Source organism: Actinoplanes xinjiangensis (assembly GCF_003148685.1).
GTDB lineage: Bacteria > Actinomycetota > Actinomycetes > Mycobacteriales > Micromonosporaceae > Actinoplanes > Actinoplanes xinjiangensis.
Genome location: NZ_QGGR01000001.1, coordinates 124901 through 151318, shown reverse-complemented (window position 1 = coordinate 151318; position 26418 = coordinate 124901). Strand labels below are relative to the sequence as shown.

Annotated in this window: 24 protein-coding genes and 1 pseudogene; 8 read left to right on the top strand and 17 right to left on the bottom strand. The window is 70.6% G+C overall.

The window, feature by feature from the left end; translation table 11 throughout:
- Positions 1-5: 5 nt before the first annotated feature.
- The 3 genes from BC793_RS00650 to BC793_RS52165 form a co-directional block, all read right to left on the bottom strand.
- Positions 6-386 (bottom strand): hypothetical protein, encoded by a 381-nt coding sequence (locus BC793_RS00650; RefSeq protein WP_109588558.1) that lies wholly within the window; start codon positions 384-386, stop codon positions 6-8.
- 143 nt (positions 387-529) lie between these two features.
- Positions 530-1297, bottom strand: coding sequence for an NPP1 family protein (locus BC793_RS00645; RefSeq protein ID WP_109588557.1), 768 nt, complete (start codon positions 1295-1297; stop codon positions 530-532).
- Between the two features lie 123 nt (positions 1298-1420).
- Positions 1421-2629, bottom strand: a complete 1209-nt coding sequence (locus BC793_RS52165; protein WP_109588556.1) for a chitosanase — start codon at positions 2627-2629, stop codon at positions 1421-1423.
- Between the two features lie 162 nt (positions 2630-2791).
- Between BC793_RS52165 and BC793_RS00635 the strand changes: the two genes are divergently transcribed.
- Entirely contained in the window at positions 2792-3976 is a 1185-nt protein-coding gene (locus BC793_RS00635) for an ROK family transcriptional regulator (RefSeq protein ID WP_109588555.1), read from the top strand.
- A gap of 26 nt (positions 3977-4002) precedes the next feature.
- On the opposite strand, the gene BC793_RS00630 is transcribed toward BC793_RS00635, so the two are convergent.
- Both BC793_RS00630 and BC793_RS00625 read right to left on the bottom strand, forming a co-directional pair.
- Complete coding sequence (locus BC793_RS00630; RefSeq protein ID WP_109589054.1) at positions 4003-5052, bottom strand: STM4014 family protein; 1050 nt, start codon at positions 5050-5052, stop codon at positions 4003-4005.
- Positions 5052-6023, bottom strand: coding sequence for an STM4015 family protein (locus tag BC793_RS00625; RefSeq protein WP_109588554.1), 972 nt, complete (start codon positions 6021-6023; stop codon positions 5052-5054). The genes BC793_RS00630 and BC793_RS00625 overlap by 1 nt, the downstream gene beginning before the upstream one ends.
- A gap of 53 nt (positions 6024-6076) precedes the next feature.
- Between BC793_RS00625 and BC793_RS00620 the strand changes: the two genes are divergently transcribed.
- A complete protein-coding gene (locus BC793_RS00620; protein ID WP_239169806.1) occupies positions 6077-6664 on the top strand; it encodes a GIY-YIG nuclease family protein in 588 nt (195 codons plus the stop codon).
- A gap of 33 nt (positions 6665-6697) precedes the next feature.
- Here BC793_RS00620 and BC793_RS00615 read toward each other — a convergent pair whose 3' ends face one another.
- Positions 6698-9151 (bottom strand): ATP-binding protein, encoded by a 2454-nt coding sequence (locus tag BC793_RS00615; RefSeq protein ID WP_158319170.1) that lies wholly within the window; start codon positions 9149-9151, stop codon positions 6698-6700.
- Positions 9152-9425: 274 nt separating this feature from the next.
- Between BC793_RS00615 and BC793_RS00610 the strand changes: the two genes are divergently transcribed.
- Positions 9426-9971, top strand: a complete 546-nt coding sequence (locus tag BC793_RS00610; RefSeq protein WP_158319169.1) for a hypothetical protein — start codon at positions 9426-9428, stop codon at positions 9969-9971.
- A gap of 85 nt (positions 9972-10056) precedes the next feature.
- Here BC793_RS00610 and BC793_RS00605 read toward each other — a convergent pair whose 3' ends face one another.
- Entirely contained in the window at positions 10057-11064 is a 1008-nt protein-coding gene (locus BC793_RS00605; protein ID WP_109588550.1) for an ArsR/SmtB family transcription factor, read from the bottom strand.
- Between the two features lie 56 nt (positions 11065-11120).
- Here BC793_RS00605 and BC793_RS00600 point away from each other — a divergent pair, with 56 nt between their 5' ends.
- Positions 11121-12332, top strand: coding sequence for an MFS transporter (locus tag BC793_RS00600; RefSeq protein WP_239169809.1), 1212 nt, complete (start codon positions 11121-11123; stop codon positions 12330-12332).
- Positions 12333-12445: 113 nt separating this feature from the next.
- Here the strand turns inward: BC793_RS00600 and BC793_RS00595 are convergent, their stop codons facing one another.
- Positions 12446-13384 carry an NADP-dependent oxidoreductase gene (locus tag BC793_RS00595; RefSeq protein WP_109588549.1) on the bottom strand — a complete coding sequence of 313 codons (939 nt, stop codon included), beginning with the start codon at positions 13382-13384 and terminating at the stop codon, positions 12446-12448.
- Between the two features lie 71 nt (positions 13385-13455).
- On the opposite strand from BC793_RS00595, the gene BC793_RS00590 reads away from it, so the two are divergent.
- Positions 13456-14427: a GlxA family transcriptional regulator gene (locus BC793_RS00590; protein ID WP_109589052.1), complete on the top strand. Its 972-nt coding sequence runs from the start codon at positions 13456-13458 to the stop codon at positions 14425-14427.
- A gap of 23 nt (positions 14428-14450) precedes the next feature.
- On the opposite strand, the gene BC793_RS00585 is transcribed toward BC793_RS00590, so the two are convergent.
- The 5 genes from BC793_RS00585 to chvE form a co-directional block, all read right to left on the bottom strand.
- Positions 14451-15038, bottom strand: coding sequence for a GNAT family N-acetyltransferase (locus BC793_RS00585; RefSeq protein WP_109588548.1), 588 nt, complete (start codon positions 15036-15038; stop codon positions 14451-14453).
- Positions 15035-15598 carry a dihydrofolate reductase family protein gene (locus BC793_RS00580; RefSeq protein ID WP_239169810.1) on the bottom strand — a complete coding sequence of 188 codons (564 nt, stop codon included), beginning with the start codon at positions 15596-15598 and terminating at the stop codon, positions 15035-15037. The genes BC793_RS00585 and BC793_RS00580 overlap by 4 nt, the downstream gene beginning before the upstream one ends.
- Positions 15599-15681: 83 nt before the next feature.
- Positions 15682-16305 carry a hypothetical protein gene (locus tag BC793_RS00575; RefSeq protein WP_109588546.1) on the bottom strand — a complete coding sequence of 208 codons (624 nt, stop codon included), beginning with the start codon at positions 16303-16305 and terminating at the stop codon, positions 15682-15684.
- A 56-nt stretch (positions 16306-16361) separates the two neighbouring features.
- Positions 16362-17939: a methyl-accepting chemotaxis protein gene (locus tag BC793_RS00570; RefSeq protein ID WP_170167182.1), complete on the bottom strand. Its 1578-nt coding sequence runs from the start codon at positions 17937-17939 to the stop codon at positions 16362-16364.
- Between the two features lie 29 nt (positions 17940-17968).
- Entirely contained in the window at positions 17969-19045 is a 1077-nt protein-coding gene (gene chvE / locus BC793_RS00565) for a multiple monosaccharide ABC transporter substrate-binding protein (RefSeq protein ID WP_239169811.1), read from the bottom strand.
- 153 nt (positions 19046-19198) lie between these two features.
- Between chvE and BC793_RS00560 the strand changes: the two genes are divergently transcribed.
- The gene (locus BC793_RS00560; RefSeq protein WP_109588545.1) at positions 19199-19828 is read left to right on the top strand and encodes a ribonuclease FAU-1 family protein; all 630 of its coding nucleotides are present in this window, start codon (positions 19199-19201) and stop codon (positions 19826-19828) included.
- An 863-nt stretch (positions 19829-20691) separates the two neighbouring features.
- Here BC793_RS00560 and BC793_RS48660 read toward each other — a convergent pair.
- On the bottom strand, positions 20692-21603 hold the full coding sequence (locus tag BC793_RS48660; protein WP_146246146.1) for a hypothetical protein: 912 nt from the start codon (positions 21601-21603) through the stop codon (positions 20692-20694).
- A gap of 194 nt (positions 21604-21797) precedes the next feature.
- Complete coding sequence (locus tag BC793_RS00555) at positions 21798-22208, bottom strand: nuclear transport factor 2 family protein (protein ID WP_239169812.1); 411 nt, start codon at positions 22206-22208, stop codon at positions 21798-21800.
- A gap of 58 nt (positions 22209-22266) precedes the next feature.
- Between BC793_RS00555 and BC793_RS00550 the strand changes: the two genes are divergently transcribed.
- Positions 22267-22896: a TetR/AcrR family transcriptional regulator gene (locus BC793_RS00550; RefSeq protein WP_109588543.1), complete on the top strand. Its 630-nt coding sequence runs from the start codon at positions 22267-22269 to the stop codon at positions 22894-22896.
- 278 nt (positions 22897-23174) lie between these two features.
- A complete protein-coding gene (locus tag BC793_RS00545; RefSeq protein WP_109588542.1) occupies positions 23175-23414 on the top strand; it encodes a hypothetical protein in 240 nt (79 codons plus the stop codon).
- Between the two features lie 81 nt (positions 23415-23495).
- Here BC793_RS00545 and BC793_RS48655 read toward each other — a convergent pair whose 3' ends face one another.
- Positions 23496-24062, bottom strand: coding sequence for a hypothetical protein (locus BC793_RS48655; protein ID WP_158319168.1), 567 nt, complete (start codon positions 24060-24062; stop codon positions 23496-23498).
- A gap of 518 nt (positions 24063-24580) precedes the next feature.
- A pseudogene (locus BC793_RS00535) lies at positions 24581-26088 on the bottom strand (putative bifunctional diguanylate cyclase/phosphodiesterase).
- Positions 26089-26418: the final 330 nt, after the last annotated feature.

Here is a 26418-nt window from a genome sequence, read left to right as displayed (position 1 = left end):
GCGGGTCAGGGGTGGCCGCGTAACTCGCGCAGGATGGCCCAGCCCTCGACTGCCTCGTTCACCCAGCGGTCCCGCCGGGCGCCGGTCTCGCGTTCGGCGGTCAGTAGAGCCTCGGATTCGTCCGGGATGATGAAGTCCGGCGGGAGGGCGGCATCGGGATCGAGCTCGGTCGCGCCGAGACGCCTGAGCAGCCGGGGAGCCCCGACCAGATCGGCTTCGTGACTGGTCACCAGGATGCCGGGGACGGTCAGCGCTTCGGGACGTGGATCGACGCGTACCCACCGGATCCGCAGCCGTCCGTCACGCCGGACCCATCCGAGACACTGCTCCAACGCGGTCATCCACTTCAGCGCCATCAGTGGTGATCCCGGCTCCAGATACTTCACGGGCCCATGATGCTCGATGGCTTCCGCTGCGGCGGGTGCGGCAGAGGGCGAGCACGGAGCGCCCACCGCCGTTCGCGGTGCGGCTGGCGGCGGGGTCCGGGGCGCCGGGCGGGGTCGGGTGCGGCCCCCGCCCGGGGCGGGTGTCACGCGTACGGGTCGAAGGGGATCCCGGCGGGCTTGGCGGCGTTCAGCAGGTACTCGAACGAGCCGTCCTTGATCTTGATGGTGGCCGAGCCGAAGTCGGCGGTCATCAGTCTGTCGCGCAGGGCGACGGTGGGGTAGCCGTTCCAGTCGACCAGGGGCGGGTAGCGCCAGTTGTGGTAGTGGTTCTCCGGCGGCTCGTCGTTGCTGTTGGCGAGCCGGAAGAAGTGGGTGGACAGGCCGTCCTTGTGGTAGACGATCTTCGGGTGGCTGCCGTCGAAGCGCACCTGCGAGCGGGGGTAGGTCTTCTGTGAGCTGTGCTGGGTGGTGCTGACGTAGTCGACCTGGTCGGTGGCCTGGTTGACCCAGGAGATGACGTGTTCCCAGTCGTGCCGGTGCCCGCCCAGGCCGCTGCCGGCGACGGCCTGGTCCTTCTCGAAGTAGCCGGCGTAGACGATCGCACACCAGCCGTTGTTGCACTTGGACCGGGCGTACGTCTGGGAGTTGTCGAGGTCGGACTGGTCGCGGCAGCTGCCGTTGACCGCTCCGGTGGTCTTGAGGCCGGGCGCGATCGTGCCGTCGGGGCCGATGGCCGCCGTGGCGTAACAGCCGTCGCCGTCGTAGTCGAAGGCGGGGGAGAAGGACTGTTCGTACCCGCCGGCGTTCTGCGGGAGGTTGCGGGGTGGGTCGGCGAAGGCGGGCGCGGCGGTGGCCGCGAGGAGGAGCACGGTGAAGCCGGTTGCGGCTCCGGCCCGGGCGAGACGGCGCATGGGGGGCCCTTCGGTTGTCGCGCGATAGGAAGGGATCTTCACCGTCGCGGATGACGGCGGTCAATGGGTTGTGGTTCCGGAACACGCCAGGGCCCCGAGGGGGTCAGGGGCCCCGGCGTGGGGTCACCCGATGTGGAACGGGTCGCCGTAGACGCGGAAGTCCAGCGGCGTGTTCAGGTCGAGGTTGCCGTTGTTCAGGAAGACCCGCTGGGCGGTGTCGATCCGGGTGACGTCGTCATGGGCCGCCTCCTTCTTCATCTCGACGACCCGCTCGTCCAGGAACGCGTGGAGCCAGGTGCGCTCGTCACCGCCCTGCGCGGGCGGCTTCGCCTTCTTCAGGGCCCGGGTACGGATGGACCGCATCCCCTCGTAGCCGTGCACCACCGACGCGTCGTAGTAGGCGAACTGCCCGAGCGCGCGTACCCCGTCGGATTTGCCGTCGCGGACCGACGGGTTGAAGTAGACCCGGTCCCGTTCGGATTCCTGCGCGGCCTGGAACACCGGGTCGGCCGCCGCGGTCCTCCAGTCCCTGGTGAAGTCGGGGTCGAGTCCGGCGTGTGACGAGGTGCCGTTCACGCTGCGCAGGGCCGGCAGGTACTTGGCCAGCACGTTCGACGGTTTGGTGGCGGTGTAGGCCTCGACGAGTTCGAGCATGTCGCCGGTGCCCGAGCAGAAGCCGATGATGCCGGCGGTGTAGCCGCGGCCGTCGTTGATGTCCTCGATGTAGGAGAACTGGGCCCGCCAGTCGAGCGACGAGTTCTCCGCGGCCGAGACGATCTGCATGGCGACGTCCTTCTTCGCCGGGTCGTCGAGGTTCCTGCCGGCGGAGGGCGGCGTGCTGGCGGGTGGCGTCGACGTGCCGGGCAGGGTCCAGGTCTGGTTCGCCGTGGCGGCACAGGTCCAGATCTGTAGCCGGGTGCCGTTGGCGCTGCTGTTGCCGGTGGCGTCGAGGCACTTGCCGGAGCCGGTGTTGACGAGGGTGCCGTTGGTGAAGGTCCACTTCTGGGCGCCGGTGGCGTTGCAGTCGTACAGCTGGATCTTGGCACCACTGGCGGTCGACGCCGCGGTGACGTCCAGGCATCTGCCCAGCGCGCGGAGGGTTCCGTCGGCGTTGCCCACGGTCCACTGCTGTGCGGCGCTGCTGTTGCAGTCGTAGAGCTGGATCGCGGTGCCGTTGGTGGTCGCCGCGCCCGCGACGTCGATGCACCTCCCGCCCAGGCCCTTGATCGGGCCGACGGTGGCGGCACTGGCCGGGAGCAGTCCGTAGATCACGGATGTACCGGCGATGACCAGGCCCGATGTGGCGTAGGCGACTGTCCTTACGCGAGTCATGGCGCTCCTGTGCGAGGGGGGATGATGGGGTGGCGCGCGCGTCGGGGTCGGACTCTACGACTGTTAAGTAGCTTTATCAATGTGTGCTGATGGTTGACGCGAGCGGCGGGGTGGCACAGGATGAGCAAACTGTTAAACAGTTTGCCTATTAGCGGAGGTTCGATGGCGCGGCTGGCCGGCTCGTCCAAACTGCTGCGCGCCATGAACGAGAGCGCCGCACTGGAACTCCTGCTGGAGCCCGGCAACCTCACCCGAGCCGACCTGCGCCGGCTCACCGCGCTGTCCACGCCGACGATCTCCGAGGTGCTGCGCCGGCTGACCGACGCCGGGCTGGTCGACGTCGTCGGGCACGCCAGCGGCCGGCCGGGACCGAACGCCGAGGTCTACGCGGCCAACCCGGACGCGGCCTACGCGGTCGCCGTCTCGGTGCGCGACGTCGGCACCAGCGGTACGCCGTCGGTCGGGGCCGCCCTCTGCGACCTGACCGGTGCCGTCCGGGCCCGGTTCGAGTCCCGCGTCGACTTCCTCGGCGCCGACCCGGTGGCCGTGGTGGCCGGCGTGGTCGACCGGCTGCGCGAGCAGACCGGTGTCGACGCCGGGCGGATCCGGCACGTGCAGCTCGGCGTGCCCGGCTCCTACGATCCGCGTACCGAGACGATCCGCCTGGTCGACGTGCCCGGCTTCGACCGTCCCGGCCTGGTGTCCGCGATCGCCGCACGGCTCGGCGCTCCGGTCGGCGTGGACAACGACGTCAACCTGGCCGCGGTGGCCGAACGCCGGCGCGGCGCCGGGCGGGACGCGGAGAACTTCGCGCTGCTCTGGATCGGCCAGGACGGCCTCGGTCTGGCCATCGACATCAACGGCACGCTGCTGCGCGGCACCCGCGGAGGCGCCGGCGAGATCGGGTATGTGCCGCTCTACTCACCCGACTCCCCGCACCGCAAGCTGGACCTCCAGCACCTCTTCGGCGGCGCCGCGATCATGGAACTGGCCCGGGACAACGGCGTGGCCGGCGACACCCCGGCCGAGGTGGTCACCGCTGCCGCCGCAGCCGGTACCGAGGACTTCGTCGACACCCTGGCCGACCGGATCGTGGTCGGCCTGGCCGCGGTGACCGCGATCCTCGACCCCTACCTCGTGGTGCTCGCCGGCCCGATCGCCCAGGCCGGCGGCGACACCCTGCTCACCGCGGTGAACCGCGCGTTCCGGCGGGCCGCCCCGCTGGAGAGCTCGTTCGCCGTCACCACCATCGACGACGACGCGGTGCTCGTCGGCGCACTCGACGCCGGCCTCGCCGCGGTCCGGCTCGCCTTGATCACCGCCATTCGCGACAGCCTGCCCGTGTGAGAGGCCGCGTTCCAGCGGGCACCGTCTCACCGGAGGAGGGCGGCCAGTTCCGTGGCGTACGTGTCCCGGCCGTCCACGAGCAGGCCGGGTAACAGGTCGCCGAACGCGTTGACCTCGGCCACCGCGTGCCGTTCCCAGCCGGGTGCGAACATCAGGTCGACACCGGCGTGCAGACTGCCGGGGAACTGGGCGGCGGCCCGTTCACAGGTGCGCATCGCGGCGGCCCAGTTCGTCTCGCCGGCGGCCGCGCGGACCCCGGCCAGATCGCCACGGGCGTTGCCGAGATGCAGGTTGGTCAGCGGGGACCGGCTGGAGCGGACCACGACGTGCGCGGCCCGGCCGTCGATGACGACGACCCGCAGGTCGAGGGTGAGCCCGGCATGGGCGGCCTTCGGGAACCAGCGTTCGACGTGCAGCCCGTCCGGGGCGAGCCGGTCGACGATCGCGGCGATCTGCGCCTCGTCGGTGTACCGGCGGACCGGCAGAGCGTTGAACAGCCGCCCGTCCGGCGTGCGTTCCACCGAGGTGACCGCGCTGGTCCGGGCCCCGTCGGCGACCAGCGCGATCACCCCGGACGCGGACGACCCGTGCGCGGGTTTGACGAAGACGCGCCGCCAGCCCGCGCCGGTCATCCGGGCCCGCAGATCGGCCCAGCCGGTGACCGCCGGCAGCGCGGGCGGCACGGGCACCCCGGCCGCCGACAGGACCGCATGGCAGCGCCGCTTGTCGAAGAGGACGGCCAGGTCGTCGACCGGATTGAGCAGCCGGGCTCCGGCGGGCGCGGCCTCCTGCACCCGGCGGGCGGCGGCGATCAGTCCGGAATACCACCGCCCCAGGCCCGCGATCTCGCCGTACCCGATCGGTGTGGTGTCCCCGCGCAGCAGCCGGGCGACCTCGGCGTCCTCGCCCGGCGACTCGATGCGGACCGCGGTGGCGCCGTCCAGGCCGATCGGGGCGCCGCCGGCCACGGCGCGCCACGGCACCACGGTCACCGGAGGCAGGCCGGCCGCGGCGGCCGCGGCCAGGAGCAGACCGGTACGCCGGTCGTCCGGCTGCGCCACCACGGCCAGCCGCATCACTCGCTCACGCTGATGTAGCGCTCGGTATCCCCGTCGGCCCCCTGCCGGTCGGAGGTGTCGACGTCGACGTCGGGCAGCGCCTCGTCGATCCGCGCGGCCATGTCGTCGGAGAGGAAGTGGAACGCCAGGTCGAGCCGACGCAGGTGGGTCAGCGGCTGCCCGGTGAGCAGCGCCTCCGCGCCGGTGTCGGACAGCGCACCGAGCGACAGGTCGAGTTCCTCGAGCCGGGCCACCACCGGGGCGGAGGCCAGTGCGGCGGCGACCTCGTCGGCCTGCTCGGCGTTGCGCAACCCGAGACGGCGCAGCGCCGGCAGCCGCGCGCCGGACAGGACCCCGGCCAGGTCGTCGACGATGGTGGCGCTGCCACCGTAGTGCTCGGTGCCGAGCCACAGCTCCAGGTGCTCCAGGGCGGGCAGGTCACTGGCGCCGATCGCGCGGGCCACCCCACCGGGCAGACCGCCGCCCTCGAAGATCAGCCGGCGCAGGCTCTCGTGACGGACCCCGGTGAACTCCAGGCCCTCGGAGCCGCGCACCTGGAGATGCTCCAGCCAGGGGGCGGCGACCAGCAGCGGCGTCACATCACCCTGATGGATCCAGGAGACCTGCGCCTGCCGGTCGATGACGTCGCCGACGAACAGCGCCCGCAGCCTCGGCATCCGGGCGATCGCCGCGGCGATCCCCGCCATGTCGGGGGCCTCGTCCTCGTCACCGTCCGAGATGATCAGCGCGGTGGCCGAGTCACCCCACTGCTCGACGAACCCGTTCAGGTCCATGCCGCAGGTCCGCCCGGCGATCTCCGGCCGCTGCCGGCGATCCTCGGCGCAGGTCGCGCACGGGCACCCGTCGCGCCACAGACCACCCCAGCTCAGACGCCAGGCCACGGCGGCGGGGTCGGGGACGTCCAGGCCGGAGAAGTACTCCAGCGCGGGCAGCCCCGCGAACGAGGAGAGATGATCGTCGTTGTCCATGGCCCGGCAGGTTAACAACGACGTACGACAGCCGGGCACCTAGCATGGCCTTGATGACTACTCCTGAAGCGCGACCTGACGACGCGTCACCGGCACTGGCCAGGGCTGAAGCCGCCCTGGGCCTGCTGTCCGGCGTGCCGGTCCCCCTCGAGGTCGCCGTCCGGCGACTCAGCCGTGGCGGCGGTGTCTACGCGTGGTGGGCGCCTCCGTCGATCTTCCCGGACCTGCCCGGACCGTCCAACCGGAACGTCCCGTCGCTACGCATGCTCTATCTCGGCCGGGCCGGCAGCCTGCGGGGCCGGATCCTGCGCAACCATCTGAGGCGTTCGGGCAGCTCGACCCTGCGCCGGACACTGGCCGGCCTCCTTCTGTCCGAGGGTTACCGCACGACCTGGACCGATCGGGTCGTCCTGGTCCCCGAGGACGAGGCACGCCTGACCGCGTGGATGTACGCGAACCTGCAGCTGACCTGGGCTCAGGACGCGGAACCGACTTCCGTCGAGGCCAATCTCGTCCGGCGTCTGCACCCGCCCCTGAACGTGAGCGGCGTCGACCCCGAACATGTTCAGGCGGCCGTGGTCGCCGCCAAGGACGCGTACAACACCTCGAGCCGACCGGCCGACGCACCGTCGACGCCGTGATCCTCCTGCCGCCCCTGCTCCTCGACGGGCCGGTCATCGACGCTCCTGCAGCAGCAGTCCCGCGGCGGTCGCCACACCCAGCGGGTAGCGGGCGGCGCCGTACGCGAGGTGCCCTTCCAGTTCCGCCGCACCGATGCCGCGGCGGCACTCGGCCAGGGTGCGCCCGGGCGGCCAGGGGCCCGGGGGCTGGTTGACCTCGCTGTTGTCCCGAACCGCCCGGGCGAGGCCGATCAGCCGGGCCGCGGCGATCCGGTCGGCGGGCGCCCGCAGCGCGGCGTGGGCCTCGATGATCGGCGCGATCTCATCGCGGGTGTGTCCGCCGATCATCGCGGTGAGCCCGGTGCGGAGGGTGGCCACGGCCGCCGGCAGATCACCGGTCGCGTGCTGGACCAGGCTGCCGCGGGCCTGGATCGCTCCGTGCAGCGCGTGGTCGTCACCGAAGTGTTCCAGCAGGTCTCCCGCCGCCGAGGCGGAGAGGGACGCCGCCGCCACCTCGCCCGCCGCCAGCTGGGCCAGGGCCAGCACCGACAGGGCCATCGCCCGGAGCCGCGGGTGCTCACCACGTTCGAGCAGTTCCGCGGCCCGACGGGCGTACGCGGCGGCACCGTGGCCGTCGTCGATGCCCAGCAACAGCTCGCCGATGTTCATCATGGTCCGGCCGAGGTCGACCTCGTCGGCGCCGGCGCGTTCCTTGACGGCCAGCGACTCCTGCAACAAGGGCAACGCCGCCCGCAGGTCGCCCCCGGTGACGGCAGCGGCCGCGAGATTGTTCAGGGCCCGCCCGACCAGCGTGTGATCCCCGGCGGCACGCCCCGCCCGCAGCGCCAGCGTGGTGCGCTCGGCCGACATCGTCAGGTCACCGCGTCCGGCCGCGAGCCGGCCGGCCAGCAGCCACGCCGTCGCCTGGGCCTGGTGATCGTCCGGGTCGAGCCGTCGCTGGGCCTGCGTCGCCTGACGTTCGGCGTCGTCGCTGTGCCCGGCGAGCTGACTGAGTTGTGCGGCGCGCAGCAGCGCCCATCCGGCGGCGGGTGCTCCGGCGTCGGCCAGCGCCACCAGCTCCCGGCGGCCCTCGGTGAGCCGTCCGCGCAGCTCGTAGTAGCGGTAGAGGGACTCGGCGACGTCCCGGTCCACCAGCCCGGGCTCGTTCGCCCGTAGCCACGCCAGCGCGGCCCGGACATTCGGCGCCTCCGCCGTGGCCAGCCGGTGCAGGAACCTGACGGCCGCCGCACGGTGCACGGCATCGGCGTCCCCGCGGTCGGCCAGGCGTTCCCCGGCCAGTTCCCGCATGGCGTCCAGCAGCACGAATGCGGAGTGTCCACGGCGCGCACGCACCTGGACGAGCCCGGCATCGACCAGGTCGGTCAGCGCCCCGAGCAGACGGTCGGGTGGCATCCCCGCGATCCCGGCTATCGCCTCCAGGTCGTCCAGGCCCACACCGGCGGGTGCCGCCGCTAGCCAGGCGAACAGCGTACGGCCGTCGTCGGTGGCACCGGTGAGGCTCGCCTCGATCGTCGCCCGCAGCGAGCGGTGCCGGGGTGGTGCGTCGACGGCTCCGCCCGCGAGCAGGCGCAACGGCTGGTCCAGGCGCCCGGCGAGTTCGGCGGGGGCGAGCAGGCGCAGTTGGGCGGCGGCCAGTTCGACGGCGAGGGGCAGGTTGTCGAGTCGCCGGCAGATGGCGGCGAGCACCGGCTCGACGGCGGGTGTGAGCCGGAAGCCCGGCACGACCGCGGCGGCCCGCCGGGCGAAGAGTTCCACCGCGGCCGGCACCGGGAGAGGGCCCAGCCGGAGGAGACGTTCGCCGGTGAGCCGCGCCGGACGCTGGCTGGTGAGCACCACCGAGAGCCGGGGACAGCGCCGGACCAGCGCGGCCACCTCCGTGGCGGCCGGCAGCAGACGCTCGAAGCCGTCCAGGACCAGCACCGCACGCCGGTCGCGGAGCTCCGCGACGACCCGCTCCACACCGGACACCCACGATTCGCCGCCCGCGTCGAACGTCTCCGCGATGAGGTCGCAGACCAGCGCCGGATCGTCGATCGCCGAAAGATCGAGCGTACGGACGTCGAGCCCGCGCCGGCGCAGATCGTCGACGAGTTCGGCCACGAGCCGCGACTTGCCGATGCCACCGGGGCCGGTGACGGTGACAATGCGGTGCCGCCCGCCCATCACGAGATCGGCCAGCGCGGCCAGCTCGCGGGAACGCCCGACCAGCTCGCCGGGACGTTCCACGACCACGACGGCGGCCGGGGCAGTACGTTCCGGCGCCACGAAGGCGGACCGGTCCTCGTCGGCCAGGTGCAGGGCGTCCGCCAGCGCCAGCAGGGTCCGGCGGCGGGGCCGGGCGGTGGTACCACGTTCCAGATCGCGGACGGCGCGCTCGCTCATGCCGCAGCGCCGGGCGAGTTCCCGCTGGCTCAGGCCGACGGCCCGGCGGTGCCGGTGCAGCAGTTCCGCGAGACGGTGCGGCGGGTGGGCGGGGACGACGGTCACGAGAGCCGACGCTAGCGGCCGGAACCGGTACCGGCGCAGGCTCGCGTCACCAAGCCGACACCGGATCCTTTCTCGCACCGGCAGTTGGCGGCAGTTTCCGTCGCCGGGCGCCGTATGGGCCACGAAATCAGCGCAGTGTGGGTTCCGGCGCCGCAACCGTGGCGCTGCGCCCGGCACGTCGCCGGCGACCGTTCGGCGACACGCGCCGACCGGAACCGGGAGACACCGAAAGATGTCCCGGCGCAGGGAATCCCCCGCTCTCGAAAGGGCAGTCATGACCAAGATCAGCCGCACCGTACGCACCGCTCTCGCCGGTACCGCCGTGGCCGTCGGCCTAGTGCTGGCGAACTCCTCGCCGGCCGCCGCGTTCACCGCCACGGACGGCATGGAACCGCCGACCAACGTGTGGACGTTCCATGCCGTCGGCGCCGGCAGCGGCGCGGGCTACACCGGCGTCGGCCCGCACGGCGGCGTCCGGGCCCTGCACATCTTCGGCAAATCCCCGGGGTACGCCTACGCCAGGCGGGTCATGTTCCTCGACGACGAGCGGGACTGCACCGCGTCGGTCTGGGTGGATCCCAAGGCGAACAGCGTCCCGACCGCCGTCAACTTCGAGATCGTCGACCCGGCGACGAACACCTACATCAACCTGAAGTCGGTGACGCTGTCGTCGGCGGCCGGATACACCAGGATCAGCACCGCGTTCCTCAGCCCGAAGGCGAACGTCGACGTGCGGGTCGCGGTCGGCACGTCGGTCCCCGGCGCCACGGTGGCCGCGACCGTGGACGATCTGACCATGGACTGCACGATCAAACGATGACCCGCGACTGATGCACCGGCGGGGCCGTCCGGCAACGGACGGCCCCGCCTTTCGGTGTATCGGCGCGCATGGCGATGACGGCGGATCATCCCGGTGCGGCCACCTCCGGCGACCCGGGCGGCCGGAGGCCGTGTGCTGATCCGGCGAGAAGACGGTCGCCCAGGTCGGAGCGGCGGTAGAGGACCGAACGGCCGTGCCGGGCGCTGACCAGCAGGCCGCCTGCCCGCAGGGCGCGCAGGTGCTGGTTGACGGCGGTGGTGGTGACGCCGAGGCGGGTGGCGAGTTCGGTCGAGGACGCGGGCGCGTCGAGCCGGGCCAGCAGCCCGGCGCGGTGGGCGCCGAGCAGGGCGGCCAGCGCCCCGGGTGCGGGCAGTGGCTCCGCCTGCCACAGGGTGCCGCTGCCCCGGGCCAGGTAGATGATCATCGGAGGCTCGTCGGGGGAGATCGGGGCCGCCACCGCCGGGGTCCACATCGTCGGTATCAGGGTGAGGCCGCCGACGGTCGGGCGGGTGTAGTGGACGTTCGAGTGCAGCCGTACCTCCACGGTGTCGCCGGTCATGCCGACCCGATCGGACAGGCCCGCGAACATGGCGGCGAGGCCGTGCTGGGCGATCTCGCGGCCGCGGTGGGTGACGTCGCCTTCGAGCAGGGCGCGCATCCGCGGCCAGTGCTCGGCGAAGCAGAGGTCCCAGTAGCCGGTCAGTGCGGCGACCACCCGGAGGAGCGCGCCCGGTTCGCGCAGCGGCGGCGGGATGAGCTCGTCGTCGTGGTAGAGCAGGAGCAGATCCCGCCGGACGACCTCGGCCGGGGTGGCGGCGACGGTGGCCAGTTCGTCGTCGAGCCGGGTCAGTGGGGAGCGGGGCAGCGGCGTCAGGAAGTCCGGCGTCCACAGTCGCTCGTCGATGAGTGCGAGCAGCATCTCGGTGTCCAGGGCGTGGCGGGCCCGCTGCATCCGGCGGATCCACGGCAGGTGGATCGGGAAACGGCCGGGGTCGCGCCAGCTGCGCAACGACAGGACCAGCTCGTTGAGCGGGGAGACGGCGAACCGCACGCCCGCCAGATCGGGGCCGACCAGCCTGTATCGCACCGGCATGAAGCAGAACGCTACATCAATCGCGACCTCCGGCCCGCCTCGCGTCCACTGGGCCGGTGCATCGGAAGCGAGCGGTACGCCACCCCATCGAAACGGCGCTGACCTGGGCCACCGTGGCCGCCTCGACGGCCAAGGGGGTGATGTTCAGTGTCAGCGCCCTGTTCTTCACCACCGTCGCGGGGCTGAGCCCGGCGACGGTCGGCGTCGGCCTGACCGTCGCCGGTGCCGGGGGAGTGGTGACCGCCTTCGCCGCCGGCCGGCTGTGCGACCGGTTCGGGCCGCGGCGGGTGCTGCTCCTCGCGTCGACGGCGCAGGGCGGGGCGCTCGCGGCATACTGCCTGACCCGCGACACCGCCACCTTCGTGCTGGTCGCCTGCGTGGCGGTCGGCGCCGAGAGCATGCAGCGGACGGCACACGTCGCCCTGCTCGCGCGGGCGTTCACCGGTCCGGGCCGGGTCGGGGTCCGGGCCCGGCTGCGGGTCGTGGACAACGTGTCCATCGCCGTCGGTTCCGGATTCGCGGCCGTCGCGCTGGCGGTGGGGAGCCGATCGGCGTACGTGGTGGCGGTGCTGTCGGCGGCCGTACTCCTGCTGGTCGCTCTGGTGCCGCTGCGGGCCCTGCCCGCTTGCTCGGGGGTCGGCGGTGACCGGCCGGAGGGGGCCGGCCGGTCACCGTTGGGTGATCGCCGCTATCTGACCGCGACGGCTCTGCATGCGCTGGTCAGCATGCAGTTTCTGCTGCTCACCGTCGGGATGCCGCTGTGGGTGACCAGCCACACGGCCGCTCCGGACGTCACCGTCGCGCTGTTGCTGTTGCTCAACACCGGTCTGGTCACGTTCTTCCAGGTCCGGGCGACCCGGCTGGTCGACGACGTGCCGTCGGCCGGGCGGGCGGTCTTCCGCGGCACCGTCATGCTGCTGGCGGCCTGCCTCTGCTACGCGGCGGCGGGATATCCGCGCGGCGCCGGACTCGCTGTCGCGCTGCTGGTGGCGGCGGTCGTGGCGCACAGCGTCGGCGAGATCGTCTCCGAGACCGGCGGCTGGGAGCTGGCCTTCGCCTTGGCCGACCCGGCCGGCTCCGGCGCCTACCAGGGAGTCAGTCAGGCCGGCGTCGCCATCGGCCGGGCCGTGGCCCCGGTGGTGGTCACGTCCACCGCCGTCGGCCTCGGCCTGCCCGGCTGGATCCTGCTCGGCGGCGTGTTCCTGGCCGCCGGCGCCGGAACCCGCGCGTTGAGCGCGGCACCGTCGGTGCCGGAACCCGCGCGTTGAGCGCGGCACCGCCGGTGCCGGAACCCGCGCGTTGAGCGCAGCGCCGTCGGTGCCGGAACCCGCGCGTTGAGCGCGGCACCGCGGGCGCCGGAACCCGCGCTGAGCGTGGTGGCTCAGTGTGCGCCGGTGGTGAGGACTATCTTGCCGGTCACCCGGCCGGTCTCGCTCAGCTCGTGCGCCTTCGCGGCCTCGGCCAGCGGCACCTCGGCCTCGACGAGGACCCGCAACCGTCCGGTACGCGTGAGCTCGGCCAGCGCCAGCAGGCCGGCCCGGTCGGGTTCGACGAGCAGGAACCCGGCCCGCACGCCGAGCTGTTCGGCCTGCTCCACAAGCTGCTGCTCGGCCGGGGAGTTGATCGACACCAGCACACCGCCGCGCTTGAGCACCCGCAGGCAGCGGGGGCCGTCCGCACCGCCGATCGGGTCGATCACCACGTCGACCGGATCGACCGCCTCGGTGAAGTCCACCGCCGTGTAGTCGACCACCTCGTCCGCGCCCAGGTCACGCAGCAGGTCGTGCTTGGCCGCCCGGGCGGTGCCGATCACGTACGCGCCCCGGGCCTTGGCGATCTGCACCGCGAGATGACCGACTCCGCCGGCCGCCGCATGGACCAGAACCCGCTGGCCGGGCCGCACCTCGGCGCGGTCCACCAGTGCCTGCCAGGCGGTCAGCCCGGCCAGTGGCAGCCCGCCGGCCCGGACATGGTCGAGGTTCGCCGGTTTGGTGGCGAAGTGCCGGGCCGGGGCGGTCACGTACTCGGCGTAGGCACCGGCCGGCCGCGGGAACCACGGCATGCCGAACACCTCGTCGCCGGGGGCGAACAGGGTCACACCGACGCCGACCTGCTCGACGACGCCGGAGACGTCCCAGCCGAGAACGAACGGCGGCTGCCCGAGGAAACCGCCGTGCGTCCGGGACTTGACGTCGACCGGGTTGAGGCCGGCGGCGTGCACCCGGACGAGGATCTCCGTCGGCCCGGGTGACGGGCGGTCGGCCGTGCTCTCGACGAGAACCTCGGGACCGCCCAGCTGATCTTGAGTGATGACGCGCATGAGGTACAGCGTCGCGGCGCCGGGCGTACCGAAACAGTGGCCTGAATGACGAGATGTGCAAAGATCTGGCCATGCATCGTGTCGTCGTCCTCGCCCTGCCCGGCGTCTACCCGTTCGAGATGGGCATCCCGCGGCGGGTGTTCGGCAGCGTGGTGGACAGCACCGGGACCCCGCTGTATGAGGTGATCACGGCCGGTCTCACCGCCGACCCGGTGCCGACCGACGCCGACTTCAGCATCACCGTCGAGCACGGGCCGCAGATCCTGGCCACCGCCGACACCGTCGTCGTCCCCGCCCTGGCCCCGCTGGCGCCGATGTTCACCGAGGGCACCCTCAGCGACCCGGTCCGGGCCGCTCTCGCCCACATCCGGCCCGGCACCCGGCTCGTGTCGATCTGCACCGGCGCCTACGTGCTCGCCGCCGCCGGGCTGCTCGACGGCCGCCCGGCCACCAACCACTGGTATTGCGCCGACCACTTCCAGCGCCTGTTCCCGACCGTGGCCGTCGACCCGACCGTGCTGTTCGTCGACGACGGTGACGTGCTCACCTCGGCCGGCGCCGCCGCCGGCGTCGACGTGTGCCTGCACGTGGTGCGCCGCGACCACGGCAGCGAGATCGCCAACGCGGTGGCCCGCCGCTGTGTCGTGCCGCCGTGGCGTGACGGCGGCCAGGCCCAGTACATCGAGCAGCCGGTGCCGGAGCGGACCGAGACGTCGACCGCACCGACCCGGGAGTGGGCGCTACAGCACCTCGACGAGCCGCTGAACCTCGCCGCGCTGGCCGCGCACGCCCGGATGAGCCTGCGCACCTTCACCCGCCGGTTCCGGCAGGAGACCGGCGCCACCCCCGGATCGTGGCTGATCAGCCAGCGCGTCGACCTGGCCCGGCACCTGCTGGAGACCACCGACCTGCCGGTGGAGCGGGTCGCCGAACGCGCCGGGTTCGGCACCGCGGCGTCGTTCCGGATGCATCTGCGCGCCGTCACCGGGGTCGGCCCGCACAGCTACCGGCGCACCTTCCGGCACGCACCGGCGGCCGCCTGACCGCCGGGCGCTCAGCAGGCGGCTCACGAGTGGCCGGCACGCTTCCATTCGTCGGCGAGCAGGGCATAACCCAGGCAGTCGAGCCACTCGCCGGATCGGTGCAGGGAATCCCGGACGGTGTGGAACTCGCGGCGCATGCCGACACGTTCCATCAGCCGCCACGAGGCCTCGTTGGCGGCGAAGCAGGTGGCCGTCACGCGGTGCAGGCCGAGATCCTCGAAGCAGAGCCGAAGCAGCTCACGGACGGCTTCGGTGGCGTATCCCCGGCCGGCATGGTCGGGGTCCAGCACCCATCCCAGTTCGGCCTGTGCGCCGCGGGCCCGCTCGGCGATCTCGGCTTGGGCCCAGGCGTCCTCGATCTTGACCATGACGTCGCCGACGACCGTACCGCCGTGCTCGATCAGCAGGGTCCTGGCGAGCGTGTCCGGCGCCTCGAACCAGGATCGGTGTTCCTCCAGGGTCGCGGGGGCACGGGTGATCCAGTTGCTGACGTCCGCGCGGCGCCGGAAGTGCCAGGTGGCGCCGGTGTCGTCGACGGTGGCCGGCCGTAGCGACAGCCGTTCGGTGCGCAGCGGCCAGGACAGGGCGGCCAGAGTCGTCCGGGTGGTCATGCGGGCGTGTTCCGGACGGCGTACCGATGGAGGGTGACGCCCTCGTCGAAGCGCGCCTGCTCGAGCAGGTCCAACTGCAGCGGCTCGTCGTGAGCGTCGAACAGCGGCCGGCCGCTACCGAGGATCACCGGATGGGTGAAGAGCATCAGCTCGTCGAGCAGGCCGGCCCGGAGTAGGGCGGTGGCCAGCGTGGCCCCGCCGACCCCGATGTCCCCGTCGGTCCGGGCCCGCAGGTCCGCGAGTGCGGCGGTGGCGTCGGGGGCGCGGATGACCTGCGTGTTGTGGCCGGCGCTGGTGCGGGTACGGGTGACCAGAACCTTCGGCATCGACGTCCAGATCTCGCCGTACTCGCGGAGGAAGCCGGGCAGCGAGTCGTCGTCGCGGGCGGCCGGCCAGAACGCCTCCATCGTCTCGTAGACGGTGCGTCCCTGGACCATGAGCGACAGTGCCCGCGCCCGTGCGTTGAATTCGCGGTGCAGCGACTCCCCGATGCGCATCCAGTCTCCGCCGCCCTGCTCGCCCGGAGTCTGCTCGATGCGCAGGTCCACGGACACGTTCATCCAATACACGAACCGGCCCGACACACGGCCTCCCCGGGGTGATGGTGATCAGCGGCTACCTGGACGCCAGCCTACGGAAACCGTCAAGGGACGAGCTCCAGCAGGTACGAGTCACCGCTGCGCTCGAAACCGAGCCGGCCGTAGTAGGGCGAGCGCATCCCCGGCGGGGTGATCACCGCCCGGCAGCCGCGATCGGTGAAATAGCCACTGCGGCGGAACACGAACTCGCCGGGGGTCAGATCCCGGTACCGCTCGATGACGTAGTCGAGGTCCACCTGTGCCACTCCGTCGCCGGCGGCGTGGAACACCACCACCCCGGCCACCTCGTCGACGTTCACGATCAGGAAGGCCGCGGTGTCCGGGCGCGCGAGCGTGTCCGTACCGAAGCCGGGGTTGAATCTGCTGATGTCGTCGTGGTGGTTGCGCAGCACGTGGAGCAGGAACGCGTCATCGGTGCGGACCTCGACCACCTGGTAGACCTTGTCGTCGTGGCGGGTCGCCAGCATCCGCCACAGATACCCGACGTTGATCACCGCGAGGACCACGTTGAGCCCCACCATCGGCCAGACCTCGAGCGCCGCGTTGAAGCCGATCAGCACCAGGCAGCCGACGAGGTTCAGGGCGCGCAGACGCAGCAGCCGGCTCTGCAACAGGGACCAGACGAGCAGGGCCGAGCCGGCCCATCCGATGACATCAAGAAGTTCCACCCGACCAGCGTAAAGCCGGCCGGGTGGACTCGATCATCCCGGTATATGGAATGGCGTTATGCCCGGAATCGGGCGACCAGACCCTGCAACTCCCGGGCCATCGAGCTCAGCTCGGTGATCGCCTGCTTCGACTGCGCCGCCCCGGCCGTGGTGACCTCCGACGCCGACGCCAGACCGGCCACCCCGGCGGCGATGTCCCCGGCGCCGTCGGCGACCGCGGTGATGCCCCGGTTCATCTCGGCCGTGGTGGCGGTCTGCTCCTCCACCGCGGCCGCGATCGTCGCCTGGAAGTCGTTGATCTGCTCGATGACCGAGCTGATCTGGCTGATCGCCTCGACCGCGCCGGCGGTGTCCTGCTGGATGGCCGCCACCCGCCGGGTGATGTCCTCGGTGGCCCGCGCGGTCTCCTGGGCCAGGTCCTTCACCTCGCTGGCGACCACCGCGAAGCCCTTGCCGGACTCCCCGGCCCGGGCCGCCTCGATCGTCGCGTTCAGCGCCAGCAGGTTCGTCTGCTCGGCGATGCTGGTGATCGCGTGGACCACGGCGGCGATCTCCGCCGACGAGGTGCCCAGCTTGTCGATGTGCGAACTGGTCGAGCGGGCCACGTCGACGGCCTGACCGGCCACCTCGGCGGCCCGGGCGGTGCTCTGCGCGATCTCCCGGATCGACTCGGCCATCTCCGCCGCACCGGCCGCGACCGCCCCGACGTGCGACGACACCGACTCGGCCGTACCGGAGACGGTCCGGGCCTGCCGCGATGAGCCGAGCGCCGCGTCGGCGATGCTGCCGGCCGTGGCGGTCATGTCGTCGGCCGCGGTCGACAGGGCCTGCGCCGACGCCGCGGCCTGCGCGACGACCGTACGCATGTTGCCCTGCGCCTCGTCCAGAGCCCGCGCCATCTGGCCCATCTCGTCCCCGGAGGTGACGTCGGTGGTGACCGTCAGGTCGCCCTCGGCCATCGCCTTGAGCGCGGTACGGACCCGCTGCAACGGCCGGGTGATCGAGGTGACGATGATCCGCGCCAGCACACACAGCACCACGACCGCGGCGAGCGCCGTGGCCAGCAGGATCATCTGCGCCCGGTCCCGGCTGGCCGTCGCGTCCGCGCTGGCCCGGGTGATGGTGGCGGCGAACAGGGTACGTTCGTTCTCCAGCACCGCACTGGTCAGGTAGTTGTCGACGTCGATCTGCTCCCAGGACAGGCGGGCCTGACTCTGTTCGGCCACGGCGCCGGCGACGAACTGCTCGATCACCTGCCCGTAGTCGTCGTACACCGTCCGGATCCGGCCCACGGCGGCGGACAGCTCGCCGGGCAGCTCGATCCGCTCCAGTTCGGACAGCAGCTTCTCCGCCTCGGTCAGGCGATCCTTCAGCAGAGTGGTCTGCTCCTGCGGGGTGCGGCGGGTGATCGCCTGCAGGCCGTGCACCTTCACGTCGCTGGCCGCCTGGTCCAGCCGCAGCACCAGGGTGCTGGCGGCGTTCAGGGCGGCGAGCTCGTCGGCGGTACGGTCCGCGACCTGGTTGTTGTAGAGCGTCACGCCGACACAGGTGCCGACGGCGAGCAGACCGGACGCGACGAGCGCGGTCAGCTTCGTGCTGACCGAGGTGTCGCGGAGCAGGGTGCGGTAGGACATCTCAGGGCCTCCTTCGTCTCGGCCGGGCGTCAGGAGCGGACCTGGGCGGCGGTGTAGTAACCGCCGTCGACGAGCACGCGTTCGTAGTTGGACAGGTCCACGTTCACCGGCTGGAGCAGGAAGGTCGGGACGACCTCGACGCCGTTGTGGTACTGCTCGGTGTCGTTGATCATCGGCTTCTCGTCGATCAGCAGCGCGTTGGTCATCTGCACCGCGACCTTCGCCAGCTCACGGGTGTCCTTGTAGACGGTCTCGGTCTGCTTTCCGGCGGCGATCAGCTTCACCGAGTCGAGTTCGGCGTCCTGCCCGGTGAGCACCGGCAGCTTCCGGCCCTTCGACCCGTAACCGTCCGCCTCGAGAGCGGTCAGGATGCCGCGGCTGATCCCGTCGTAGGGCGACAGGACCGCATCCACCCGGGCCTGCCCGTAGTCGCCGCGCAGCAGCCGCTCCATCCGCTTCTGCGCCACGGCGGCGTCCCACCGCATCGTGGCGACCTCGGTGAACGTCGTCTCCCCGCTGCGAACCTCCAGGCGACCCGACGAGATGTACGGCTTCAGCACGCTCATCGCCCCGTTGAAGAAGAACGTGGCGTTGTTGTCGTCCGGCGAACCCGCGAAGAGCTCCAGATTGTACGAGCCCTCGCCGTCGCGCAGCTTCAGCGCCTCCACGATCGCCCCGCCCTGCTGGACACCGACCTTGTAGTTGTCGAACGTCGCGTAGTAGTCGACGTCACCGCTGTCCCGGATCAGCCGGTCGTAGGCGATCACCGGGATGTCCGCCGCCGCGGCCTTCGCCAGCACAGCCTTGAGCGCGGTCCCGTCGATGGCGCCGATGACCAGGGCCCGCACCTTGTTGTCGACCATCTCGTCGATCTGCTCGACCTGCTTCTGCACGTCGTCGTCGGCGTACTGCATGTCGGTGCGGTAGCCCAGCAACTCGAACTGGCGCACCATGTTCTCGCCGTCACCGATCCAGCGCTCCGAACTCTTCGTCGGCATCGCCAGCCCGACCGTGCCCCGATCCGGCACGGGAGCCGCCGCCGTCCCGGTGCCGTCGGCACAGCCACCCGTGCTGATCAGCGCCGCCGCCACAGCCGTACAAGCCACCCACCGTCGTGCCAGCACCGTCTCTCCCCGTGGTCGTTCAGTCGGACCGATCCGGTCCCGACCCGAGAATCGACTGCCCGGGGCGGCTTCTTAACTGTCTGCCCGCGGAAATCGCCGGGTCACCACCCAGCCAAGATCGGCTAGGCTGCCGCGATGCCGTTCGAGCCGGGACAGGTCCTCACGCGCCGATATCTGCGCGGCCGATGGTGCACGTGGGCCCAGCCGATGCGGGTGATCGGCGACGACGACACCGGGCTGCTGCTCTGGCACCCCGAGGGCAGCGACTTCGCCCGCCTCCTCGACGCCGACGGCAACACCCAGCACCAGGTCACCGTCGACCGGATGCGCGACCCGAAGCTGACCGTGCACCGCTGGGAGGGCTGCGACATCCTGGTCCTCATGCCGCCGGCGGCCGCCCACTCCGTGTGGTGGTTCTTCGAGCAGGGCGACTTCGCCGGCTGGTATGTCAACCTCGAGGAACCCTGCAACCGGCGGCCGGACGGCGTGAACACGAACGACCATGTCCTCGACATCGTCGCCACGCCGCAGCGAACCTGGGAGTGGAAGGACGCCGGCGAATTCGACGGGCGCATCGGCGATCCCCTCTACTTCGACGGTGCCGAAGCCGCAGCGATCCGAGCCGAAGGCGACCGGGCCATCAAGAAGATCGAGGCCGGCGAATTCCCGTTCGACGGTACGTTCACCGACTTCCGCCCGGACCCGGCCTGGCCCGCACTCCGGCTCCCCGACAGCGCCGAGTTCCCGTTGCACCGCCCCGCCTGACCCCGAACCTCGCTGCCGTCCAAGCCGCGCAGACCTGCCCCTGCGGGCTGCCGTGTGCAGATCCGATCATCGCGACCCGGAGACGATCGCACCGTTTCGTACCTACGGCCGACGGAGCGGGAGATCTGCCGGGCCAGCCTGATCACGCCACCTCATCGAAGTGTTCTCGACCAGGTGATTCGTCGGCTTCCGGGCGTGGTCGACTCATGCAGGACAGCGAGTGCTGCCCTACCCGCCGGGGCGCGGGAGAGACCGCCCCAAGCGCGCTTTCTCAGCGGCATGAGAGTTAACCAGCGTTGAAGGTCTTGCGCAGACGAAAGTCCCCCGGAACAATGCACCCAGCCGCAAGCCCGGGGTGATGTGGAGGGTTCAGGATTCGTGTCGACTAGCAGCAGGAAAGATAATCTTCCGTTCGCCGACCTCGAGGCCGAGTTCGAGTCCGTATGTAATGCTGCGATCGAGGCCTGCCGGGACCTCTCCCCGCCATATCACCCCACTGTGTGGATCAGAATGATCGCAAAGCTGCGTGCGGCGGAGGCAGCTCGCCGTCTCGTTGTGAGCGGAGACATCCAAACCGGCTTCGGTCGCCTTGTTGAAGCAGGAACGCCCGAACTCACCATCGAATGGGAAATTCTCAACTCGCGGTGGGATCCGCTATTCAGTGAGCAGCACCGAGAGGCTGCACGCTGGCGGCTCCGCCAGGCGGGCGTCGAGCCGCCTCGATAGTTGTTGAAAGTCACTGCGGGCAGATCGCGACATACAGCGTTCCCATGCATGTCTATCGCTGCCGTATACTGATGCTGGCGAATTAAGCATATGGAGCGGTCATTCAGCGTGCTCGTCGGCATGCCAGCAGCGCCGATCTACCGTTCCGCTAAAAGCCGACGCGCCTTCTCCAGCCGGTCAGCGATTTTAGCCTGCATCGCGCCGGGGCCACGCTCAGGCGGAGGGCATGCCCGTTCCCATCGTTCCATGACAGCCACCTCAAGCGGAATTTCACCGCGCTTCCTATGGATTATAGCGGCTTCGTGCGTGTACCAGGGTGCTGGTTCCCGACCGCCCCGATCCCGTTCCGCCGCCTCGATACACTCGTAAAGTAGCTCTAGGGCTGCCTCAAGTTCTCCACTTCGTTTGAGTGTACGGACGTCGTCATTCCACTCGGTGTAATGACGACCGCGAACATAGCCGGCGGATGTCTTAACGATAGATGCCGACGAGGCCACGATGCTATCCGCAGTGGGGGTGAACGTGTCCTCCGGCCAAGGCGGCCACTCCCATGTGACGCCGGGTGGAGCGAGTCGCTCAAGAGCTTCGCGGAGCACTCTACCCCGGAGGAATGGGACGGCAATATCGTTATCAACCTCGAGGACTGGTACAACGAAATGCATGCTACGGCGCGCCAATGCATCGATGAAAGGTCTGATGTAGTGGTAGCCAGGCATCATGCATCCCAAGTGTCCAGCAACAGATACGACACCGATCAAGCCCTCGAACTGGTAGACAGGGTCGTCTGGCGCAGCATACAGAACGCCGACTTTCCATGATCTTCCATCAGAGTCGTAGCCGTCTGGCTTGGCCCGGAAAAGTCGCTCGATGCGGCGCTCGTTGTGCTGCGTTCCCATCAACGGAGCATCTGACACATCCTCCGACAGTGGGCCCGCCAGAAGCGGCAAGGAGAACAGAGAGTTTGTTGCTACTCCAGTTCGGATCGCCCTTCGCGCCTCGCGCCACGACATAGGCGGAGCTGTCTTGTCCTCATAGAACGCGTAAGACATCGTTCCTTCTTACACGATCCTTCAATGGTTGTCTGCATCGTTCTCGACATGGCCATGTGCACTCTCATCGGCAGTTGAGAACATAGATCGGGCATGCCGGTACGACCACCAACGTGATGGTGTGTAGCTGTTCGTCGCGCATGATCGGCGTCAGGTCATCCCGGCGTTGTCGTCGCGCGGTGTTGCCGGTGAGGCTAGGCCTTTCGGGCCGACAGCATGCGCCGCACGTCCCAATACGCGCGCATCGAGGCGATCCGGCCATCGTCGTTGATCGCGTAGACGAACACGCCGTCGTAGTGCGTGACGGCGCCGTCAGCGAAAGTCGTGGTGACGGTGGCGACGACGGCGGCCTCGGCGCCCGCGGCGTGCACTGCTGCGATATCGAAACGGACCTGGTTGGGGGCGATGGCCAGCCGCCAGAATCCGTCGAACGCGTCGCGGCCATGTATGCCGGCGCCCTGGGGATCCAAGGGTGAGCCGCCGACCGGGTCGTGCAGCACCGCGTCGTCGGCGTAGCAGGCCAGCCAAGCGTCGCGGTCACCGGCCGTTACCGCCCGCATTGCGGCGCGCGCGGCCACGGCCACTGGTGGGGTGGTGGTGTTCACGGTTTCCTCCAGCGCCAGGATTGCTTGACACGTGTCAAGCTAGAGTTAGGCTTTACAGGTGTCAAGCACGCCGTTTCGCATACTCGAAGCCACCCGGCGCCTCGTCGCGCAGCGCGGGGCCGGGATCGCCATGGCCGACGTGGCCCGCGAGGCCGGCATCTCCCGCCAGGCGGTCTACCTGCATTTCAACTCCCGGGCCAGTCTCTTCGTGGCCGTCGTTCGGCACATGGATGAGCAGGGGGACATTCGCCGCCGATGCGAGCAGGCTCTCAGCCACGATGACCCGGTCGAGGCGCTGGAAGCCTTCGTGCTCGCCTGGCTGCGCTACGCCGCGAAAATCCACCCGGTGGCCTCGGCCTTCCTGGCCTCACGCCACGACGATCCGGACGCCATGACCGCGTGGAACGACCGCATGGGCGAGCTCCGCGCGGGCTTCCGGCACGCCACCCAGCGGATGGCGACCGCCGGGCGGCTGCGGCCCGGCCTCGACCCGGCCACCGCCGCCGACCTGGCTTGGGCGATGACCTCGATCCCCGTGTGGGAACAACTGACGATCGACTGCGGCCGGACGGGCGAGACGGTGCGGCGCCACCTGGCCGGCGCGGTGATCGACGCGGTGAGCACGGGGCACACCGATCCATCCCGCGGCCCGGCCCAGGAGCCGGGAGATGCGCGGATGAGCGGGTGAGCGGGTGAGCACCGAGACGTTGCCGCGCAGGTCGGGGATCTACCGCCGCTCGGCCGTCCCGCCACGTCGGCGTATCGCGGATTGCGGCCAAGAGTGCGCGCTGAAGATCACGTAGGCTGCACGGAGCGTGACGACCCGCGCTGGTCGCTGGGCATGGACGGCGGCAGGAGAGTGCATGTGGCCGGTCGCCCCGATGCCTCCAGGTAGACGTTGACGCTGCGGTAGGCGAGGGTAGCTGCGGCGTACCCCTCCTTGACCGAGCACACTTTGGAGTGACTGTGCCCGAAGCCCTGGAAGGCTGGCGAAAGGCCCTTGCCGCCGACGACCCGGTTCAGAGCTTGCGCGCTGCAGTCCAAGACCAGCTCGCCGCAGGCGACTCGCGCGAACAGGTCACAGAGCAGCTGGCGCGGCTGGTCATGACGCTACGCCAGGAACAGAGGCCCGACGAGGAAGAGGATCCAGTCCTTGACGTCCTCGACATGCTGGCCGGTTGGTGCGCACCAGGCTCCGCTCTATAAATAGCTCTGTCCGCCTGGATTGCGGCATGTGAGTAGGCAGCGTCGGACAGCTGCCCGACATCGAAAGCTCAGATCTCCTCGTCAGGCGGATCGCGAGTCCCACCACCGCAGGTCTTCTAGCAGTGAGGCGTTCGGATCCAGGAAGCTGAAAGGCACGCCCAGCTCACGGGCGAGCGCCGAGCCTTTGTTCACCGCTTCAGCGGCCTGTGGAGTACGGATGCCCTCGACGGAATCTGTCGGCGCGTCCCGCCCGTCGGCGAACATGAGCTCGTACTGGTCGAAGATGGGATGCTGCCGGCTGGGGCACCGGACGATAGCCAACAGGAGAACGCCCCAGCGCTGTGTGTCGCCGTCCCACAGCGCCTCGATGGCGACCACCGGATCCGTGATGGCCCTGGCCCGCTCAACAAGCTGCGACAACGTCACGGGCGGCGGCAGAGGGTCCACCAAGCCTCGTACGGAAAGCCCGTAGCGACGCCCTTCGACCACATCCAACGCCTCATTGATCGATACCTGCCTCGTGGAAGCGGCTGCTTCCCGTACTAGCTTGGCGGCTCGGACCGTATGACGGCGGCAGATCAGGTCATCGACAAGGGCGCGGCTGTCTTCCGGCAGTGCCAACCAAATGCGTTCGTTGTCACCGTTCACGCCCAGCATGGTGCCAGAGTGAGGGATGCCTAGAAGGCCTGGACGCAGAGCGAAGGTCTTCTTTCACGTGAACCACAGAGTGAAAGCCAGCGCTTAGGTGAACGCCCTCAACGATCCTCGGGTGTGCGATAACGGCGGGCCAGTAATTCAGGAATGCTGACCGGTGCACTCTCTTCGGCAAGAGCGGGCGTCGGTCGGCTCTCGAGTGCCGTGACGTCCTGTAGCGAGCAGATAGTGCGATGTGCGCGCTCCCTCGGTTGTGGGCGATCTTGAGGCGCTTGTCGCTCGCGTCGGCATGCTTGAGCCTCGAGATGAGCAGGGAGGGTAGCGAAGACGGCGCCCCGTGAGAGGCGAGATCACGCGGCTGATCGACTGCTCGACAGCGAGGCCGCATCCGTACGCGAGTGGGCTGCGGTCGCCATTGCCGAGCTGAGGGTGCAGCAGGCAGTGCCGGCGCTGCGGGACACCTGCCGGCGGCAGCGTGCTCGCGGTGGCGGGAAGCCGGTCGGCGGTGGATATCAGAGGTCCGCCGTGGCCAGGACGGCCGGGTGGTCGACCATCAGGTCGCGGACGGCGGCGGCCGGCAGTGGCCGGGCGAAGTGGTAGCCCTGCGCGTGCTGGTAGCCGAGTTCGGCCAGGCGGGCCGCCTGGTCGCGGGTTTCCACGCCTTCGGCGACCAGGTCGAGGCCGACCGCGTCGGCCAGGGCGATCACCGCGGCCGGCATGGTGTCGCGGCGGCTGGTGTCGGTGCCCTGGGTGAACGACCGGTCCTGCCGAAGTCGTCCAGGGCGATCCGGATCCCCATCCGCCGTAGGTCGTCGAGGCGGGTCACCGCCTCGCCCAGCGCGACGGCGGTGCTCTCGGTGATCTCCAGGGTCAGGCGGTGGGCGGGTACACCCGTCTCGTTCAGGATCGCGGCGACCCGGTCGACGAAACCGGCGTCGCGCAGCTGGCGGGCGCTCACGTTGACGTTCAGCACGCGGGGTGCCCGGTCGCCGTGCTCGTCGCGCCAGGCGGCCAGCTGCCCGCAGGCCTCCCGCAGCACCCAGTCGCCGAGCGGGACGATCAGGCCGGTACGTTCCGCGACCGGGATGAACTCGACCGGAGGCACGATGCCCCGTTCCGGATGTGCCCAGCGCACCAGGGCCTCCACCCCGCGCAGCCGGCCGGTGTCGAGCGCGACGATCGGCTGGTATTGGAGGAACAGCTGGCCGTCGCTGATCGCGTGCTGCAACTGCGCGCCCAGCGCCGCCGTGTCGGCGATCGACACGGCCATTCCGTCGCTGTAGCACTGCACGCCGCTGCCGCCGTCGTGCTTGGCCGCGTACATGGCGATGTCGGCGCGGCGCAGCAGGTCCGCGGCGTCGTGTCCACTATGGCCGTTGGCCAGGCCGATGCTGGCTCGTACCAGCAGCTCGTGGCCTTCCGCGACGACCGGCTCGGCCAGCGCGGCGATCATCCGGTGGGCGGCCGCGTCGGCGGCCTCCGCGTCGATGTCGGCCAGGACCACCACGAACTCGTCGCCGCCGAGGCGGGCCACCGTGTCGCCGGCGCGGACCGCGCTGTTCAGGCGGGCCGCGACCGCGACCAGCAGCGCGTCACCGACACCGTGCCCGAGCGTGTCGTTGACGGTCTTGAAGTCGTCCAGGTCGATCAGCGCGACGCTGACCGGGGTGTCGCTGTCGTCGGCGGCCAGCGCCGCGTCCAGGCGTTCGATGAACAGCGCCCGGTTCGGCAACCCGGTCAGGGTGTCGTGGGTGGCGCCGTGGTCCAGGCGGGCGACCAGGCCGGCGTTCTCCCGGAACACCGTCTGCTGCCGGGCCACCACCAGTCCGGTCAGGACGACCGCCACCCCGCCGATCGCGAGGGCGTCGTTGTGGCCCTTCGCGATCAGGGCCAGCAGGAGCAGGTCGACGGCCGCGATGGCCAGATAGGGCAACCATGACGGTAACCGCCGACCGGCCGCCGCACGCCGGCCGGCGGCCGCGCGGACCTGGATGCGGGCGGCCAGCACCGTGCACAGCATGACGATCGGGATGGCGATCTGCGCCACACCGATGCCGGGCCGGTCGATGAACCGCTGACCGGCCGCGATCACGGTGCCGGCGACCAGCGCGAGGGTCAGCATCGGCAGCACGCCGCGGGCCAGGTGGCCCCGGCCGGCCAGTGCCACCTTGCCCACGGCGAAGAGGCTGAGCAGGTTGAGCGCCATCGTGAACCCGGCGGCGACGATCACGGTGGTGGTGAATCCGGCGCTCTCCATGATCGGCCGGGTCACGTAGTGCCAGGAGAACGCGACGGCGGCCAGCAGTACGGTCAGAGCGTCGAGCCCGGCCCGCAGGATCTCGCCGCGACT